13 protein-coding genes and 1 pseudogene are annotated in these 17,532 nt (G+C 73.6%); 11 read left to right on the top strand and 3 right to left on the bottom strand.

What is annotated here, in order from left to right:
• Nucleotides 1-109: 109 nt before the first annotated feature.
• The 4 genes and pseudogenes from AB0G59_RS25990 (at nucleotide 110) to AB0G59_RS26005 (ending at nucleotide 5,934) form a co-directional block, all read left to right on the top strand.
• The gene (locus tag AB0G59_RS25990) at nucleotides 110-2,398 is read left to right on the top strand and encodes a tetratricopeptide repeat protein (protein ID WP_360916178.1); all 2,289 of its coding nucleotides are present in this window, start codon (nucleotides 110-112) and stop codon (nucleotides 2,396-2,398) included.
• A gap of 65 nt (nucleotides 2,399-2,463) precedes the next feature.
• Nucleotides 2,464-3,567 (top strand): annotated as a pseudogene (locus AB0G59_RS25995) (nitronate monooxygenase family protein); the annotation flags it as partial.
• A gap of 104 nt (nucleotides 3,568-3,671) precedes the next feature.
• Nucleotides 3,672-5,222, top strand: coding sequence for an acyl-CoA synthetase (locus AB0G59_RS26000; RefSeq protein ID WP_360916180.1), 1,551 nt, complete (start codon nucleotides 3,672-3,674; stop codon nucleotides 5,220-5,222).
• Nucleotides 5,223-5,352: 130 nt separating this feature from the next.
• The gene (locus AB0G59_RS26005; protein ID WP_360916183.1) at nucleotides 5,353-5,934 is read left to right on the top strand and encodes a hypothetical protein; all 582 of its coding nucleotides are present in this window, start codon (nucleotides 5,353-5,355) and stop codon (nucleotides 5,932-5,934) included.
• 115 nt (nucleotides 5,935-6,049) lie between these two features.
• Here the strand turns inward: AB0G59_RS26005 and AB0G59_RS26010 are convergent, their stop codons facing one another.
• On the bottom strand, nucleotides 6,050-8,479 hold the full coding sequence (locus tag AB0G59_RS26010) for a penicillin acylase family protein (RefSeq protein WP_360916186.1): 2,430 nt from the start codon (nucleotides 8,477-8,479) through the stop codon (nucleotides 6,050-6,052).
• 120 nt (nucleotides 8,480-8,599) lie between these two features.
• Nucleotides 8,600-9,937, bottom strand: a complete 1,338-nt coding sequence (paaK, locus tag AB0G59_RS26015) for a phenylacetate--CoA ligase PaaK (protein ID WP_360916189.1) — start codon at nucleotides 9,935-9,937, stop codon at nucleotides 8,600-8,602.
• A 105-nt stretch (nucleotides 9,938-10,042) separates the two neighbouring features.
• Between paaK and AB0G59_RS26020 the strand changes: the two genes are divergently transcribed.
• A complete protein-coding gene (locus tag AB0G59_RS26020) occupies nucleotides 10,043-10,744 on the top strand; it encodes an alpha/beta hydrolase (RefSeq protein ID WP_360916192.1) in 702 nt (233 codons plus the stop codon).
• A 45-nt stretch (nucleotides 10,745-10,789) separates the two neighbouring features.
• Here the strand turns inward: AB0G59_RS26020 and AB0G59_RS26025 are convergent, their stop codons facing one another.
• Complete coding sequence (locus AB0G59_RS26025) at nucleotides 10,790-12,412, bottom strand: acyl-CoA synthetase (protein ID WP_360916195.1); 1,623 nt, start codon at nucleotides 12,410-12,412, stop codon at nucleotides 10,790-10,792.
• 134 nt (nucleotides 12,413-12,546) lie between these two features.
• Here AB0G59_RS26025 and AB0G59_RS26030 point away from each other — a divergent pair, with 134 nt between their 5' ends.
• From AB0G59_RS26030 to AB0G59_RS26055, 6 genes are all read left to right on the top strand, one after another.
• Nucleotides 12,547-13,347 (top strand): crotonase/enoyl-CoA hydratase family protein, encoded by an 801-nt coding sequence (locus tag AB0G59_RS26030; RefSeq protein ID WP_360916198.1) that lies wholly within the window; start codon nucleotides 12,547-12,549, stop codon nucleotides 13,345-13,347.
• Between the two features lie 48 nt (nucleotides 13,348-13,395).
• Nucleotides 13,396-14,340, top strand: coding sequence for an OB-fold domain-containing protein (locus AB0G59_RS26035; RefSeq protein WP_360916201.1), 945 nt, complete (start codon nucleotides 13,396-13,398; stop codon nucleotides 14,338-14,340).
• Nucleotides 14,337-15,365 (top strand): lipid-transfer protein, encoded by a 1,029-nt coding sequence (locus AB0G59_RS26040; RefSeq protein ID WP_360916204.1) that lies wholly within the window; start codon nucleotides 14,337-14,339, stop codon nucleotides 15,363-15,365. Before AB0G59_RS26035 ends, AB0G59_RS26040 begins: the two co-directional genes overlap by 4 nt.
• A complete protein-coding gene (locus tag AB0G59_RS26045) occupies nucleotides 15,362-16,537 on the top strand; it encodes a thiolase domain-containing protein (RefSeq protein WP_360916207.1) in 1,176 nt (391 codons plus the stop codon). Before AB0G59_RS26040 ends, AB0G59_RS26045 begins: the two co-directional genes overlap by 4 nt.
• 75 nt (nucleotides 16,538-16,612) lie before the next feature.
• A complete protein-coding gene (locus tag AB0G59_RS26050; RefSeq protein WP_071966867.1) occupies nucleotides 16,613-16,852 on the top strand; it encodes a DUF397 domain-containing protein in 240 nt (79 codons plus the stop codon).
• Between the two features lie 144 nt (nucleotides 16,853-16,996).
• Complete coding sequence (locus AB0G59_RS26055) at nucleotides 16,997-17,497, top strand: hypothetical protein (RefSeq protein ID WP_071966991.1); 501 nt, start codon at nucleotides 16,997-16,999, stop codon at nucleotides 17,495-17,497.
• The last annotated feature ends 35 nt before the right edge of the window (nucleotides 17,498-17,532 follow it).

Below are 17,532 nucleotides of genomic sequence, written 5' to 3' on the forward strand. Positions count from 1 at the left end.
CCGATCAGGCCCCGGTCAGCCGTCCGTCGGCCTACAAGCCGCACACGGTGGCCGCCATACTTGAGAGGCCGGGGGAGGCGAAGCGAATCGACGGGGGCGGCGGCACAGCATGGCGGACACCAGGCTGATCCAGGGCCGGTACCAGCTGCTCGACCTGATCGGGCGGGGCGGAATGGGCGAGGTCTGGCGCGCCCGCGACGAATCGCTGGGCCGCCAGGTGGCCGTCAAGTGCCTCAAACCCATGGGACGCCAGCACGAACAGTCCTACCTTCGGGTGCTGCGCGAACGGTTCCGGCGAGAGGCGCGCGTCGCCGCCTCCCTGCAGCACCGCGGCATCACGGTCGTCCACGACTTCGGCGAGTCGGAGGGCGTGCTCTACCTCGTGATGGAGCTGCTCGAAGGCCGCAACCTCAGCCAGCTCCTGGAGGACAACAAGCAGCACCCGCTGCCCGTGCCCGAGGTCATCGAGATCGCCGAGCAGGTCGGCGCCGCCCTCGCCTACACCCACCGGCAGGGCATCGTGCACCGCGACCTCAAGCCCGCCAACATCGTCCGCCTCACCGACGGCACGGTGAAGATATGCGACTTCGGCATCGCGCGCCTGGCCCACGACATCGGGTTCTCCACCCGTCTGACCGGCACCGGCATCGCCATGGGCACCCCGCACTACATGTCGCCCGAGCAGATCGGCGCCGGCAACGTCGACCACCGCAGCGACCTGTACTCGCTGGGCTGTGTGCTGTACGAGCTCGCGACCGGCGCCCCGCCCTTCGACATGGACGACGCGTGGGCCGTGCTCGTCGGCCACCGCGACACCCCGCCGCGGCCGCCGTGCGAGCTGCGCCCCGAGCTTCCCGCGGCCTTCGGGCGCATCGTCCTCGACCTGCTGGCCAAGGACCCCGAGGACCGACCCGAGGACGCCGGCGACCTCGTCCGGCGGGTCGCCGCCCTGCCCCCGTACCGGGCGGGCGCGCCCCCGCGCCGCACCCTGCCCGAAGGGCGCCCCCGGCCCGTACGGGCGTCGGCGCGACTGCCCGAACCGCCCCGGCTGCCCGGCTGGGCCCGGAACATGACCACCGGCTCCAAGGCCGCCGGCACCGGCCCCCTCACTCCGCCCCCCGACCCCGCCGCCGCCCTCACCGGCGCGTGGACCGGCCCGTGGGAGGAGGACCGCACGCTCCCGGCCGGCACCGGGGCGCACGGGACCGGGCCCCGCACCGCCGGCGCCGAGCGCCCGCCCCCCGAGCTGCTCGCCCGGCTCGCCGGACGGCACAGCGAGGGCCTGCGCCTGGCCCGGCTCGACCGCTGGGCGGAGGCCGGCGAGGTACAGCGGGCCGTCGCCGCCGAGCGCGAACGGCTCCTCGGCCCGGACCACCCCGACACCCTCGCCAGCCGCTACGAGGTCGGCTTCGCCCTCAGCCGGCTGGGCCAGCCGCGCGAAGCGCTGCGGGAGTTCGCGCGGACCGCCGCCGGACGGGAGCGGGTGCTGGGCCCCGAGCACCCCGACACCCTCGCCGCGCGCCAGGAGACGGCGTACGTGCTCGGCCAGCTCGGCCGGCACTTCGAGGCCCATCAGGTCTACACGACGGTCCTCGGCGCCCGCGAGCGCGTCATGGGCACCGACCACCCCGACACCCTGCGCTGCCGCCACAACCTGGCCTTCAACCTCAGCAGACTGGGACGTCTGGAGGACTCGTACACCATGGCGCGCGACGTCGCCGCCGCCCGCGCCCGCGTCCTGGGCCCCGAGCACCCCGACACGCTCGTCACCCGCTACGAGGTCGGCTACGCCCTGGGCCAGCTCGGCCGCTGGACGGAGGCGCTGCGCACGTACGAGGAAGTGGCCACCGCCCGGGCGCGGGTGCTCGGCCCGGACGACCCCGACACGCTCGCCGCCCGCTACGAGGCCGGCATCTGCCTGGGCCGGCTCGGCCGCAGCGCGCAGGCCCTGGAGCTCTACCGCGAGCTGGTGGAGGACCGCACGCGCGCCCAGGGCCCGGCCCACCCCGACACCCTGCGCGCCCGGCACGGCCTGGGCGTCAACCTCGGCCGGCTCGGCCGCTGGGAGGAGGCCCTGGCCGAGGCGCGCGACGTCTGCGCCATCCGCGCCCGGGTGCTGGGCGCCGACCACCCCGACACCCTCGTCAGCCGTCGTGAGGTGGCGGTCGGGCTCGGCTGGCTCGGCCGCTGGACCGACGCCCTCGCCGTCTACCGCGACGTCGCCCAGGCCCGCCAGCGGGTGCTGGGCGCGGCCCACCCCGACGCCCTGGCCAGCCGTCAGGACGAGGCCCACTGCCTGGAGCAGCTGGGCCGCTCCGCCGAGGCCGTCGAGCTCTACCGGCAGGTGGCGGCGTTGCGCAGGACCCGCTCCACACGCGGCCATCAACCACTGATCTGACACAGTGTCAGAAAAATGCTCCTCCCGGGTTCCCTCGCCCGCCCCGCTGCGGCATCCTGCCGCCCATGCGGACCGAGCTGAGCAGGCGGATGGGAATCGAGCACGCCCTCTTCGGCTTCACCCCGTTCCCGGCGGTCGCCGCCGCCATCACCCGCGCCGGCGGACTCGGCGTCCTGGGCGCGGTGCGCTACCGCGCCCCCGGAGACCTGGCGCGCGACCTCGACTGGATGCAGGCGCACACCGACGGCAGACCGTACGGGCTCGACGTCGTCATGCCCGCGAAAAAGGTCGAGGGGGTGAGCGAGAGCGACGTCGAGGCGATGATCCCGGCCGGGCACCGCCGCTTCGTCGAGGAGACCCTCGCCCGCTACGGCGTGCCGCACCTCGCCGAGGGCGAGGCCTCCCGGTGGCGCATCACCGGATGGATGGAGGAGGTCGCCCGCAGCCAGCTCGACATCGCCTTCGACTACCCCATCAGCCTCCTGGCCAACGCCCTCGGCCCGCCGCCCGCCGACGTCATCGACCGCGCCCACGACCACGGCACCCTCGTCGCCGCGCTCGCCGGCAGCGCCCGGCACGCCGCCCGGCACGCCGCCGCGGGCGTCGACATCGTCGTCGCCCAGGGCTACGAAGCGGGCGGCCACACCGGGGAGATCGCCACCATGGTGCTCACCCCCGAGGTCGTCCGGGCCGTCGACCCGCTGCCCGTACTGGCCGCCGGGGGCATCGGCAGCGGCGAACAGATCGCCGCCGGTCTCGCGCTCGGCGCACAGGGCGTCTGGCTCGGCTCGCTCTGGCTCACCACGGAGGAGGCCGGCCTGGCCTCCCGCGTCCTGACCGCCAAGCTCCTCGCCGCCGGTTCCGGGGACACCGTCCGCTCCCGGGCCCTGACCGGCAAGCCCGCCCGCCAGCTGCGCACCGCGTGGACCGACGCCTGGGACGACCCGGCCGGCCCCGCCGCCCTGCCCATGCCCCTGCAGGGACTGCTCGTCGCCGAGGCCCTCACCCGCATCCAGAAGTACGAGGCGGTCCCCCTCCTCGGCACCCCGGTCGGCCAGATCGTCGGCCGCATGGACACGGTACGCGGCGTCAAGGCGGTGGTCGACGACCTGACCCGGGACTTCGAGAGGGCAGTGGCAAGGCTGGACCGGATGACAGGTTGTGGGCAGTCGTTCCGCAGGCTGGGGGCACCTCCCAGCGGTAGCTGGGGGAGGGTGGGCACAACGGACGACGGCCCGCACCCGCCCCACACACCTGAGGGGAACGATGCGTCATGACGGCGACAGTCAGCGGCTTCTGGGCCCAAGCCACGGCCGCCCCGAACCGCAGAGTACTGGTCACCCCCACCGGCGAGGCCTGGACGGCCGGCCGCCTCCACGAGGCCGCCAACCGCCTCGTCCACGCCCTGCGCTCCGCCGGGCTCCGCGAGGGCGACGCCTTCGCCACGGTCCTCCCCAACGGCCCCGAGTTCCTCACCGCCCATCTCGCCGCCACCCAGGCCGGCTTCTACCTCGTCCCCGTCAACCACCACCTCCTGGCGTCCGAGATCGCCTGGATCGTCGCCGACTCCGGCGCCAAGGTGCTCATCGCCCACGAGCGCTGGGCCGCCGCCGCGACGGCCGCCGCGGACGAGGCCGGCCTGCCCGCCGCGGGGCGCCACGCCGTCGGGGACATCGCCGGCTTCCGCCCGTATGCCGCGCTCCTGGACGGCCGTCCCGGCACCCCGCCCGCCGGCCGCACCCTCGGCTGGGTCATGAACTACACCTCCGGCACCACCGGACGCCCCCGCGGCATCCGCCGCCCCCTGACCGGCAGGCCGCCCGAGGAGAGCCATCTCGGCGGCTTCCTGGGCATCTTCGGCATCGCGCCCTTCGACGGCAACGTCCACCTGGTCTGCTCGCCGCTCTACCACACCGCCGTCCTGCAGTTCGCGGCCGCGTCCCTGCACATCGGGCACCGGCTGGTGCTGATGGACAAGTGGACGCCCCAGGAGATGCTGCGCCTGATCGACACCCACCGGTGCACCCACACCCACATGGTCCCCACCCAGTTCCAGCGCCTGCTGGCGCTTCCGGAGGACGTACGGGCCTCCTACGACGTCTCCTCCCTGCGGCACGCCGTCCACGGCGCCGCGCCCTGCCCGGAGCATGTGAAACGAGCCATGATCGACTGGTGGGGGCCCTGCGTCGAGGAGTACTACGCGGCCAGCGAGGGCGGCGGCGCGTTCGCCACGGCGAAGGAGTGGCTGCGCAGGCCCGGCACGGTCGGCCGGGCCTGGCCCATCAGCGAACTCGCCGTCCTCGACGACGACGGCAAAACCGTGCCGCCCGGCGAACTCGGCACGGTCTACATGCGGATGACCACCGGCCGCTTCGCCTACCACAAGGACGCCGCCAAGACCGAGGAGAACCGGATCGGCGACTTCTTCACCGTCGGCGACCTCGGCCACCTCGACGAGGACGGCTACCTCTTCCTGCGCGACCGCAAGATCGACCTGATCATCTCCGGCGGTGTCAACATCTACCCCGCCGAGATCGAATCCGTGCTCCTGGCCCACCCCGCCGTCGCCGACGCCGCCGTCTTCGGCATCCCGCACGACGACTGGGGCGAGGAGGTCAAGGCCGTCGTCGAGGCGGCCGACGGCCACCGGCCGGGCGAGGAGCTCGCCGCCGCGCTGCTCGCCCACTGTGCCCACCGCCTGGCCGGCTACAAGTGCCCCAAATCGGTGGAGTTCATCGCCTCCATGCCGCGCGACCCCAACGGCAAGCTCTACAAGCGGCATCTGCGCGAGCCGTACTGGAACGGCCGGAACCGCGCGGTGTGACGGATTCCCGACCCCTGCGGATCCCGCCCCTCCACGGCGGTTCCCGGCCGATGCCCGCCTAAGGGATGTGCCGGCCGCCCCGGCTCGCTAAACAGGACGGCGATCAGCCCATCAACAGGAGGAGACTGCTGTGAACGGCTTCGTCACCACAAGCGGCAAGGCACTGCTGGCACTGTCCGCGGCCGCCGTGCTCGGCCTCACCGGAACCGCCACCGCACAGGCGCAGACGCCCTCGGAGCGGACCGCCAGAACCGGCGCCGTCGACACGGCGGCCGACGCGGTCAGAGACCAACTGGCCGAGCGTGGCGCGGCCGCCGGACGGATCGTGTGTTACCGCGTCCACGTGGCCGAGCAGGGCTGGCTGCCCGCCGTCTGCGACGGCAGCGTCGCGGGGACCACCGGTCAGTCGCGGCGCATCGAGGCCATCGAGGTCGCCGTGGGCAACGTGGGCTGGGTCTGCCTCAACGCCCACCTCGCCGACATCGGCTGGCAGGGCACGCGCTGCGCCAACGACTTCCAGAACGTCGTCGTGGGCACCACCGGGGAGTCCCGCCGCCTGGAGGCCCTCAACATCCGCGTCTCCTCCGGCTCCGTGTGGGCCCGCGCCCATGTGCAGGACCTCGGCTGGCAGAACGCCGTGCGCGGCGCCTCCGTCACCGTCGGCACCACCGGCCAGTCCCGCCGCATGGAGGCCATCCAGATAGACGTCTGACCCAAGGACGTCTGACCCAAGCACGTCCCGTCCGTGGACGTCTGATCCCCGGGGAACGGCGAAGGGCGCACCGCGCGGCTCGCGCGGTGCGCCCCCACGCATGCGGGGTCAGCGCTCAGCGCTCGCCGACCCGCACCACCTTCAGCTTGGGCGACGCCATGATGTCCTTCTCGCAGAACCGGCCCCGCACCATGCGCCCGGCCGAGAACAGCTCGGTCTGGTCGCTGTAGTGCGGCGACGCGGAGTTGGAGGACTGCGAGTAGGTCAGCAGCGTACGGGCCACGGGGCAGCCGCTGCCGTCGAAGCCGACGGCCTGGATGTAGCTGGAGCCCACGCCCACGTCCGAGTAGCCGCCGCGGGCGGCGTTCCAGCCGCGCGCCTCGATGATGTTCCAGATGCCGAGCGCGTTCGTGCCGCCCGGTATCGCTATCCGCTTGCCGTTCCGCGTGACGAACTGGTGCTTGCCCAGCGGTGCGTCGAGCGCGATGTCCGCCGACCGCAGCTCGCGGACGGTGTCCGCCAGCGCGCGGGCGAAGCCCGGGTGGCCGGTGTTGAGGGTGTTCGGGGTCTTCACCGGTGATGCGGCGGAGAAGGGCACGCGCCACAGCTGGTCGGCCGGTATGGCCTCGTCGTCGACGAGCCTGCGCCAGAACCGGTCGAAGAGCAGCGCTCCCTTGCTGCCGGTGCCGACCGTGCGGTCCCAGGCGGCCAGCACTCCGCACGCGGCCGAGACGTCGACGGGCTTGCCGTCGCTGCCCCGGGCGGTGCCTGACGGCAGCGCGGCGCAGGCCTTGGCGGCGTCCTCGGCGGCGAGGTCGCCGGCCGGAGCCCGGTTGGAGAACTGCAGCTTCTGCAGATCGTCCACCGTCAGCTTGCCGCGCTCGGCCATGGCGGCGACGCCCTCTATGGAGCCCCGGGTGCGCAGGCCGCGCTGGGTGGCGATGTCCCCGAAGATCCGCGGGTAGCCGGTGAGGGGCCGGTCCGCGTTGGCCAGCCAGGGGCTTTCGTTGGAGTTCTCGGCGTACGGGGCGTCGACGAGCGTCGGCATGGCGGACGGGCCGAAGATGCCGGGCTGTGCGGCGTCGGCGTCCTTGCCCAGCGCGCATGCGCCGCGCGAGCCGTCCAGGACGGCCAGGCCGCCGGCCGGCAGGGTCTGCCGGCCCAGCGGCGTGGAGCAGCGCGCGGCCAGCTCGTCGGTGACGCGCGGCAGGACCTGCGACTGGGTGTAGAGGCTGTGGCCCCTGGAGTCGGCGGCGATGGTGTTGACCCAGGGCAGTCCCTGGGTGCGGCGCAGCACGTCCCGGACGTCCTGGACGCTGCGGGCCTTGCTCAGCCCCAGCGAGGACTCGCCGAAGCGCAGGTTGGCGGCGTTGGGGTCGACCAGGACGAACACCGACGCGGCGGTCCAGGGCAGCGGCAGCTCGGCGGTCAGCGAGGTGAGGACGGGGCCGTAGCGGGTGTGCCACTGCGTGCGGGTGACGTCCGAGACGCGGCCGTCCTTGCCCCGCACCGGGACGGTGACCGTGCGCTTGGTCATCTTCTCCGGTCTGCCGTCCACCAGATAGGAGTACGGGTCCGAGGGCGCGGTCTTGAGTTCGTAGAGGCTCAGGGGCACGCCGGTGGAGACGGTGTGGCTCCAGGCGATGTCGGCGTTGTGGCCGATGGAGATCATCGGGAGGCCGAGCAGCGAGCCGCCCGCCACGTTCAGCTCGCCGGGAACGGTCAGCTGTGACTGCCAGAAGCGGCGGCCGCCGGCCCACGGGTAGTGCGGGTTGCCGAGCAGCAGGCCGCGGCCGTCGGCGGTGGTGGAGCCGGCGAAGGCGACCGCGTTGGACCCCATGTCGGCGTTCTGGCGGTCGAAGACCTTGCGGGCGGCGGCCGCGAGGTCCTTCGCGCCCGGCTTCGGCCCGGCCCCGGTGGTCGGGTGGGCCCCGGTGATGCCGTCGGCCGCCATGCCCTGGCCGCCCAGCACGGTGATGGCGTAGCCGCGCCGGGCCACGTCGAGGGCGGTGACGGGGCGCACCCAGCCGGCGCCCTTGCAGGCGGGGTCGTTGATCCGGTTCTGGCGCAGCCAGGCGTTGTAGCCCGCGGCCCAGCCGCGCATCAGCTCCTTGGACTGCTTGCCCGGCCCGGCGGGGGCGGGCTGCTCGAGGAGCTTCTCCACCGTCCTCGCGTCGTTGATGCCACGGAAGAAGAGGTCGCTGGAGAGGTTGTCGCCGGCCTCGGACAGGGACCCGTCGGGCTTGCGGTCGGCGCCGAAGGTGCGCGAGCGCTCCCCGCGCAGGGTGACGAAGCCGTCGGCGAGCACGCAGACCTGGTCGGCGGCCTGGGCCCAGCCCTGGCCGAACCCGAGGTTCGCGTAGTCCTTGCCGACGATGTGCGGGATTCCGTACTCGGTGTAGCGGATGACGGCGGAGAGGCCGCCCCCGGACGGGCGGTGCCCGCGCTCCGGTGCGGCGGTGGCCGCGGCGGGCAGGGCGGTGGCGCCGGTCAGCAGCGCGAGGCCGCCGACCGTCAGCGCGCGTAAGCGGTGACGTAGGTGCAACGTGGTCCCCCATCAATTGATAAAAGGGAGCAAACGGTTGACTGTGTGACGCAGGTGCGCCAAGAGGGTCTCAGTATCCGTCCGCGTGTTCGGGGCCGCCCCCGGAATCGGGTGTACCGCTTATCTGGATCGGCGGGCCGCCGTCTCGCGGGGCCGTTCGTCCACGACGCGCCTGAGCTTGCCCATGGACCGCTCGAGGGTCTGCGGGTCCACGACCTCGACGGTCACCGAGACCCCGATGCCCTCCTTCACCCGCCGGGCCGTCTCCTGCGCCGCCGCCTCGCGTTGAGCGGCCGTCGCCTCCTGGCGCGCCTCGGCGCGCACGGTGAGCCGGTCCATCCGTCCCTCGCGCGTCAGCCGCAGCTGGAAGTGCGGGGCGAGGCCCGGGACATGCAGCACGATCTCCTCGATCTGAGACGGGAAGAGGTTGACGCCCCGCACGATGAGCATGTCGTCGGCCCGGCCGGTGATCCGCTCCATCCGGCGGAAGGCGCGGGCCGTGCCCGGCAACAGCCGCGTCAGGTCGCGGGTGCGGTACCGGATCACGGGCATGGCCTCCTTGGTGAGCGAGGTCAGGACCAGCTCGCCGTGCGCGCCGTCGGGCAGGGCCTGCCCGGTGACCGGGTCGACGATCTCGGGGAAGAAGTGGTCCTCCCAGATGTGCGGCCCGTCCTTGGTCTCCACGCACTCCTGCGCCACGCCGGGGCCGATCACCTCCGACAGGCCGTATATGTCGACGGCGTCGATGGCGCAGCGCTCCTCGATCTCCTGGCGCATCGCCTCGGTCCAGGGCTCGGCGCCGAAGACGCCCACCTTGAGGGAGGTGCCGCGCGGGTCGACGCCCTGCCGCTCGAACTCGTCGAGCAACGTCAGCATGTACGTGGGCGTGACCATGATGACCCGGGGGCGGAGGTCCTGGATGATCCGTACCTGCCGCTCGGTCATTCCGCCGGACGCGGGAATCACCGTGCAGCCCAGCCGCTCGGCGCCGTAGTGCGCGCCCAGTCCGCCGGTGAACAGCCCGTATCCGTACGCCACATGGACCGTGTCGCCGGGGCGGCAGCCGGCCGCGCGCAGTGAGCGGGCCACGACGCCGGCCCACAGGTCCAGGTCGCGCTCGGTGTAGCCGACGACGGTCGGCGTGCCGGTGGTGCCGCTGGAGGCGTGCAGGCGCCGCACCCGCGAGCGGTCCACGGCGAACATGCCGAAGGGGTACTGCTCGCGCAGATCGGCCTTCGTGGTGAAGGGGAAGCGGGCGAGGTCGGCGAGGGTGCGGCAGTCCTCGGGGCGCAGTCCGGCGGCGTCGAACGAGCGGCGGTAGAAGGGGACGTTGTCGTAGGCGTGCCGCAGCGTGGTGCGCAGCCGGGTCAGCTGCAGCGCGGTCAGCTCCTCCCGCGGCATCCGCTCCGCCGCGTCCAGCCCGTCCCGGTGGTCCCCGTGGTCCTGAGTGCCCGTCATGAGTCGCCCCGCTCCCCGACCGATCGTTCGGTAGATTCGCTGGATCAAGTATTTTCGCCCTCGATGGCGGGCGTCAAGAGGTCCCGGCTCGCTAGCCTTCCCCTCATGGGTGATCTCGAAGAGGTGCGGGTTGACGGAGTGCGGCTGACGTACCGGACCTGGGGCCCCGCGGACGGCCCGCCCGCGGTGCTGCTGCACTGCCTCGGCGAGGACGGCTCGGACTGGGCCGAGGTGGCCTCCTGGCTGGCCCTGGGTGGCCACCGGGTGTACGCGCCCGACCTGCGCGGACACGGGGGAAGCGACTGGCCGGGGGAGTACGCGCTGCCGCGCATGCGCGACGACGTGACCGGCTTCCTCGCCGCCCTCGGCCTGGCGCGCGTGACGCTGATGGGCCATTCGCTCGGCGGCGCCGTGGCCCAGCTGGTGACCGCGGCGGCCCCCGCCCGGGTCGGGCGGCTGGTGCTCGAGGACGTGCCGCCCCTGGTACCCGCGGATCCGCCGCTCGTCGTGCCGGAGCGGCCCGCGGGCCCGCTCGGCTTCGACTGGGCCGTCAAGGAGCAGCTCACCGCGCAGCGCAACGCGCCCGATCCCCGCTGGTGGGCGGAGCTGGCGTCCTTCACGGCGCCGACGCTGGTCGTCGCGGGTGGTACGACCAGCCATCTCCCGCAGGAGCTCATCGCCGCCGCGGCCGAGCGGATTCCCGACTGCCGCCTCGTGACGGTCGAGGGCGCGGGCCATCTCGTCCACACGGCCCGCCCGCGGGAATTCCGGGCGGCCGTGGAGGAATTCCTCGCCGCGACGGCCTGACGAGCCGACCGGGCCCGCCGGGCTCCCGGAGCGAGCGTCGGCGCGTCAACCGCCGCCCGCCGCCACTGTGCGCGCCCAGCGGTAGTCCGCCTTGCCGCTGGGGGAGCGCTGGATGCGGTCGGTGAGGACCACCGAGCGCGGCACCTTGTAGCCCGCGAGGCGGGCCCGGCAGTGGGCCTGCAGAACGTCCAGGGTGGGCGGGGCCGCGCCCTCGCGGGGCTGGACGACCGCCGCGACGCGCTGGCCCCAGCGGGCGTCCGGGACGCCCGCCACGAGCGCGTCGTACACCGCCGGATGCGCCTTCAGCGCCTGCTCGACCTCCTCGGGGAACACCTTCTCGCCGCCGGTGTTGATGCACTGCGAGCCCCTGCCCAGGACGGTGATCACGCCGTCCTCGCCGGCCGTCGCCAGGTCGCCGAGCAGCACCCAGCGCTCGCCCCCCAGCAGGAAGAACGTCTCGGCGCTCTTGCGCGGATCGTTGTAGTAGCCGAGCGGCACATGGCCGCGCTGGGCGATCCGGCCCGTCGCGCCGGGCGGGACCGGACGGTGGGTGAGGGGGTCGACCACCGCCGTACGGTCGTTGACGCGCAGCCGGAAGCCGCGCTCCGGCCCGGAGTCCTCGGTGGCGGTGCCGTTGAAGCCCGACTCCGAGGAGCCGAAGTTGTTCAGCAGTCGCACCTTCGGCAGCAGCGCGGCGAACTGCGCGCGCACGGTCTCCGACAGGACGGCGCCCGAACTGCTGACGCTGAGCAGGGAGGAGCAGTCGGTGTCCCGCAGCGGTCCGGCCAGGGCGTCCACCAGCGGGCGCAGCATCGCGTCCCCGACCAGCGAGAGGCTGCTGACCCGCTCGCGCGCCATGGTCCGCAGGACCTCCTCGGGCGCGAACCTGCTGTGCAGGACGACCTTCTGCCCGAAGTTGAAGGCGATGAGGGCGGTGAGCGTGGACGTGCCGTGCATCAGCGGCGCGGTGGGGAAGAAGACCAGGCCCTCGCCGCCCGCCGCGACCCGCTCGGCCAGCTCCTCGGGCCGCTCGACAGCTCTGCCGGTCGGTGCCCCGCCGCCCAGCCCCGAGAAGAAGAGGTCCTCCTGCCGCCACACCACCCCCTTGGGCATGCCGGTGGTGCCGCCCGTGTAGATCAGGAACCGGTCGTCGCCGGAGCGCGGGGCGAAGTCGCGCGCGGGGGAGCCCGCCGCCTCGGCCTCCTCGAGGGGGACGGGGGTCACACGCGGCGTCGCGGCGCCCGGCGGCGGGGTTCCCACCCGCACGAGGTGGCGCAGCCGCTCCGCCCGGGGCAGTGCGGCGCTCACGCGGTCCGTGAAGCCGGCGTCGTAGACGAGCGCCGCCAGGTCGGCGTCGCGGTAGAGGTAGGCGAGTTCGTCCTCGACATAGCGGTAGTTGACGTTGACCGGCACGGCCCGGACCTTCAGGCAGGCGAAGAGGGCCTGGAGGTACTCGACGCCGTTGTAGAGGTGGAGGCCCACGTGCTCGCCCGGGCCGATGCCGCTGTCGAGGAAGTGGTGGGCCAGCCGGTTGGCGGCGGCGTCCAGCCGCGCGTACGTCAGCCTGCGCTCGGTGCCGCCGCCCGGGAGGTCGCGGTGGACCAGGGCCTCCCGGGCGGGCACCGTGTCGACGACCGACTCGAAGAGATCCGCGAGGTTGTAGTCCACGGCGGTCATTACAGCGCCGCCGCGCGGAGGGGGGAAGCCCCGGACCCAAGAAATCTGACGGGTTGTCAGAAAGCTATTGAACCGCACCCCCGCCTCCTGCACGCTGTTGGGGGTCTCACGACGGGAGGACTGCCATGGGCGGTACCGAACACCTCACCGTGGAGCGCTCCGGCGCCACGCTCGTACTCACCCTCGACCGGCCCGAGGCGAAGAACGCGCTGTCGCTGCCGATGCTGGCCGCCCTCCACGACGGCTGGCTGCGGGCGGACGCCGACGACACCATCCGCTCGGTCGTCCTGACCGGCGCGGGCGGCGCGTTCTGCTCCGGCATGGACCTCAAGGCACTGGCCGCGCGCGCACCGGACGACGACCCCGTGCGCGAGCGGTTCCGGGCCGACCCCGACCTGCACTGGAAGGCCATGCTCCGCCACTACCGGCCGCGCAAGCCCGTCATCGCCGCCGTCGAGGGCCCCTGCGTGGCCGGCGGCACCGAGATCCTCCAGGGCACCGACATCCGCATCGCCGGCCGCGGCGCCACCTTCGGCCTCTTCGAAGTGCGGCGCGGCCTCTTCCCCATCGGCGGCTCCACGGTCCGCCTGCCCCGGCAGATCCCCCGCACCCACGCCCTGGAGATGCTGCTCACCGGGCGTCCGTACACCGCCGCCGAAGCCGAGCGCATCGGACTGATCGGGCGCGTCGTTGCGGACGGCACCGCCCTGGAGGCCGCCCTGGAGACGGCCGCACTCGTCAACGCCAACGGCCCCCTCGCCGTCGAAGCCGTCAAGGCCAGCGTCCACGACACCGCCGGCCTGAGCGAAACAGAGGCCCTCGCGCTCGAACTCGAACGCGGCAGGCCCGTCTTCGACACCGACGACGCGAAGGAGGGCGCCCGCGCCTTCGCCGAGAAACGGCCCCCCGTCTACCGACGCGCCTGACAGCCGGCGACCCGAGCCAAGCGACCGAGAGATTGAGGACGCACGCCGATGCCGGAGAACCTCACCGCCCCCCTCGTCGTCTCCTTCCCCTTCACCCGCTCCCTCGGCCCCGTGCAGAGCGCCTTCCTCACCGGCCTGCGCGAACGCACCGTGCTGGGCGTCCGCACCCGCGACGGCCGGGTGCTCGTACCGCCCGTCGAATACGACCCGGTCACCGCCGAGGAGATCCGCGACCTCGTCGAGGTCGCCACCACCGGCAAGGTCACCACCTGGGCCTGGAACGGCTCACCCCGCCCCCGCCAGCCCCTGCCGCACCCCTTCGCCTGGGCACTGGTACGGCTCGACGGCGCCGACACCGCCCTGCTGCACGCCCTGGACGCGGACGGCCCCCAGGCCGTCCGCACCGGCATGCGGGTCCGCATCCGCTGGGCCGCCCGGCGCGAAGGAGCGATCACCGACATCGCCTGCTTCGAACCCTGCGCAACCGCCGCCGCCGGCCACGCCCGCGCCCACAGCGGCGAGTTCCCCGAACCCGTCACCGGCATCACGGCCCCCGCCCGCCTCGACTACACCTACACCCCCGGCCGCGCCCAGAGCCGCCACCTGAACGCCCTCGCCCGCCACCGGACCCTCGGCGAGCGCTGCCCCTCCTGCCGCAAGGTCTGCGTACCGCCCCGCGGCGCCTGCCCCACCTGCGGCGTCGCCACCACCGAACAGGTCGAGGTCGGCCCCCGCGGCACGGTCACCACCTTCTGCGTCGTCAACATCAAGGCCAAGGACGCACACATCGACGTGCCCTACGTCTACGCCCACATCGCCCTCGACGGCGCCGACCTCGCCCTCCACGGACGCATCGCCGGCATCCCCTGCGACCAGGTGCGCATGGGACTGCGCGTGGAACCCGTATGGAAGGAAGGCGACCGCTACCCCGACCACTACCGCCCCACCGGCGAACCCGACGCCGCCTACGACACCTACAAGGAGTCGCCGTGACGCACCGGGACGTCGCGATCGTCGCCTTCGCACACAGCGAGCACCACTCCACGGCAGGACTCTCCGAGACCGAGATGCTGCTGCCGGTCCTGCACGAGGCCCTCGGCCAGGCCGGACTCGCCCCCGGCGAAGCGGACTTCACCTGCTCCGGATCGAGCGACTACCTCGCCGGCCGCCCCTTCTCCTTCACCCTCGCCCTCGACGGCGTGGGAGCCTGGCCGCCCGTCTCCGAGTCCCACGTCGAAACGGACGGAGCCTGGGCCCTGTACGAGGCCTGGGTGAACATCCTCACCGGCCAGGCCGACACCGCCCTCGTCTACGCCCACGCCAAACCCACCTCCGGCACCCTGCCGGACGTCCTCACCCGCCAGCTCGACCCCTACTACCTCGCACCCCTGTGGCCCGACTCCATCTCCCTGGCCGCCCTCCAGGCCCGGGCCCTCATCGACGCCGGCCACACGGACGAGGCCCACCTCGCCGACCTCGCCGCCCGCCGGCGCACGGCCGCCGGAGAACGATCGCCCGCCCCTGACGCGTACGCCGTACAGCCGCTGCGCGTGCGCGACTGCTCCACCGTCACCGACGGCGCCGCAGCCGTGGTCCTGGCCGCCGCCGGCACCGCCCGCCGCATGTGCGACCGGCCCGCCTGGATCCGCGGCATCGACCACCGCATCGAAGCGCACGCACCCGGCCTGCGCGACCTCACCGACTCGCCCTCGACACGCCTGGCCGCCGAACACGCCGGAGCCTTCGACGCACCCGTCGACACCGCGGAGATCCACGCCCCCTTCACCGCACAGGAAGTCGTCCTGCGCAGGGCCCTGCGCCTCGACGACACCGTCACCGTCAACCCCTCCGGCGGCGCGCTCGCCGCCGACCCCGTCATGGCCACCGGCCTCATCCGGCTCGGCGAGGCGGCCGCCCGCATCCACCGGGGAGCCTCCGACCGCGCCCTGGCCCACGCCACCTCCGGACCCTGCCTGCAGCACAACCTCGTCGCCGTACTCGAAGGGGAGGGCGCATGAGCGCCGCTCACCGGGAACCCGTCGCCGTCGTCGGCATCGGCCAGACCCGGCACGCCGCCGCACGCCGCGACGTCTCCCTGGCCGGACTCGTCCGCGAGGCGGCCCTCGCCGCCCTCGCCGACGCCGCACTGACCTGGAGCGACATCGAAGCCGTCGTCATCGGCAAGGCCCCCGACTTCTTCGAGGGCGTCATGATGCCCGAGCTCTACCTCGCCGACGCGCTCGGCGCCGTCGGCAAGCCGATGCTGCGCGTGCACACCGCCGGCTCGGTCGGCGGCTCCACCGCCCTCGTCGCCGCCAACCTCGTCGCGGCCCGCGTCCACCGCACCGTGCTCACCCTCGCCTTCGAGAAGCAGTCCGAGTCCAACGCCATGTGGGGCCTGTCGCTGCCCGTCCCCTTCCAGCAGCCCCTCCTCGCCGGCGCCGGGGGCTTCTTCGCGCCACACATACGGGCCTACATCCGCCGCAGCGGCGCACCCGCCACCACCGGCACCCTCGTCGCCTACAAGGACCGCCGCAACGCCCTGAAGAACCCCTACGCCCACCTCCACGAACACGACATCACCCTGGAGAAGGTGCGCTCCTCGCCCATGCTGTGGGACCCGGTCCGCTACTCCGAGACCTGCCCCTCCTCGGACGGGGCCTGCGCCATGGTCCTCGCCGACCGGGCCGGCGCCGCCCGCGCCCCGCACCCGCCCGCCTGGCTGCACGGCGGCGCCATGCGCAGCGAACCCACGCTCTTCCCCGGCAAGGACTTCGTCTCCCCGCGCGCCGGCCGGGACTGCGCCGCCGACGTCTACCGGCAGGCCGGCATCACCGACCCGCGCCGCGAGATCGACGCCGTCGAGATGTACGTGCCCTTCAGCTGGTACGAGCCGATGTGGCTGGAGAACCTCGGCTTCGCCGACGGGGGCGAGGGCTGGAAGCTCACCGAGTCCGGGGCCACCCGGGCCGACGGCGACCTGCCCGTCAACCCCTCGGGCGGCGTCCTGTCCACCAACCCCATCGGCGCCTCCGGCATGCTGCGCTTCGCCGAGGCCGCCCTGCAGGTCCGGGGCATGGCCGGGGAGCACCAAATCCCCGGCGCACGCCGGGCGCTGGGGCACGCCTACGGCGGCGGCGCACAGTTCTTCTCCATGTGGCTGGTGGGCGACGCCCCGCCCACCGCCTGAGGCCCGCGCGGCCTGTGCGGCGGGGGCCTCGCTCGCTAGTGTGGGCGGCGACGACGAGCCGGGAGGAGTGCGAACGTGGCGGACAGCACGACCGAACAACTGGCAGGCGACGCGAAGCCGGAGCTCGACCTCGCCACCGCCAGGTGGCAGGCCAGCAGCCGCGGCAGGCGGGGCAACGTCCAGATCGCCTTCGTCGAGGGCTACATCGCCATGCGGGACCGGCGCGACCCCGATGTGCCGGCCGTGATCTTCTCCCCGGGGGAGTGGCGGGCCTTCGTGCTCAGCGCACGCGACGGAGAATTCGACCTCACCTAGCGGGCACGCCCCCCACGGCGGCGCGGACCGCTTCCGGCCCCGTTTTCGACCGCTGCCCGCCCGTTCCCGGTTCACCCCGGGCACGCACCGCCCACACGGGTTCCCCGCGGGCACGGCACGGGGCCGGGCACGTACGATGTGGGCATGTCGTTCCTCCGCCGCCGCAGCGCCGCCACCCCCACCGGGCCGGACTTCGACGTCCTCGCCATGGACCCCGGTGACTGGCCGGGTGACCTCGGGGCCGGGCTGCTGCCCGCGCCCGACGGAAGCTGCCAGGGCGTCTTCCTCCGCTACGACCTGTTCGGCGGACGCGGCCCCGCGATGATCATCGGCAACCTCCCCGAGGGCTCCCCGGCCCGGGACCTCGGCGAGGGGCAGCCGCCCTTCGAGGTGGCGCAGCTGCTGGCCGCGCTCGGCAACGACGAGCCGGTCGAGGTGCTGGAGACCGAGGACGTGCCGGTCATGCACGAGGACAATCTGCTGATCGTGCGGCGGCTGAAGTGCTCCGAGAGCCGGATCTCCTGCACCCAGTTCGACCGCAGCGACGGCGTCCTCGTCACGATCGCCAGCTGGGACCGGCCGATCACCGACGACCTCTACCAGCTGCTCAAGCCGCTCCCCGCGGAGATGTTCCAGGCCGGCTAGGACCGCCGCCGCACCACACCGACCACGACGGCACC

The sequence above is a fragment of the Streptomyces sp. NPDC021096 genome, assembly GCF_040641275.1.
GTDB lineage: Bacteria > Actinomycetota > Actinomycetes > Streptomycetales > Streptomycetaceae > Streptomyces.

Excerpts from the sequence above, each read along its gene's own strand:
- AB0G59_RS26000 (WP_360916180.1), top strand. The coding sequence starts at position 3,672 with ATGACGGCGACAGTCAGCGGCTTCTGGGCCCAAGCCACGGCCGCCCCG.
- AB0G59_RS26045 (WP_360916207.1), top strand. The coding sequence starts at position 15,362 with ATGAGCGCCGCTCACCGGGAACCCGTCGCCGTCGTCGGCATCGGCCAG.
- AB0G59_RS25990 (WP_360916178.1), top strand. The coding sequence starts at position 110 with ATGGCGGACACCAGGCTGATCCAGGGCCGGTACCAGCTGCTCGACCTG.
- AB0G59_RS26030 (WP_360916198.1), top strand. The coding sequence starts at position 12,547 with ATGGGCGGTACCGAACACCTCACCGTGGAGCGCTCCGGCGCCACGCTC.
- paaK (WP_360916189.1), bottom strand. The coding sequence starts at position 9,937 with ATGACGGGCACTCAGGACCACGGGGACCACCGGGACGGGCTGGACGCG.
- AB0G59_RS26020 (WP_360916192.1), top strand. The coding sequence starts at position 10,043 with ATGGGTGATCTCGAAGAGGTGCGGGTTGACGGAGTGCGGCTGACGTAC.
- AB0G59_RS26055 (WP_071966991.1), top strand. The coding sequence starts at position 16,997 with ATGTCGTTCCTCCGCCGCCGCAGCGCCGCCACCCCCACCGGGCCGGAC.
- AB0G59_RS26035 (WP_360916201.1), top strand. The coding sequence starts at position 13,396 with ATGCCGGAGAACCTCACCGCCCCCCTCGTCGTCTCCTTCCCCTTCACC.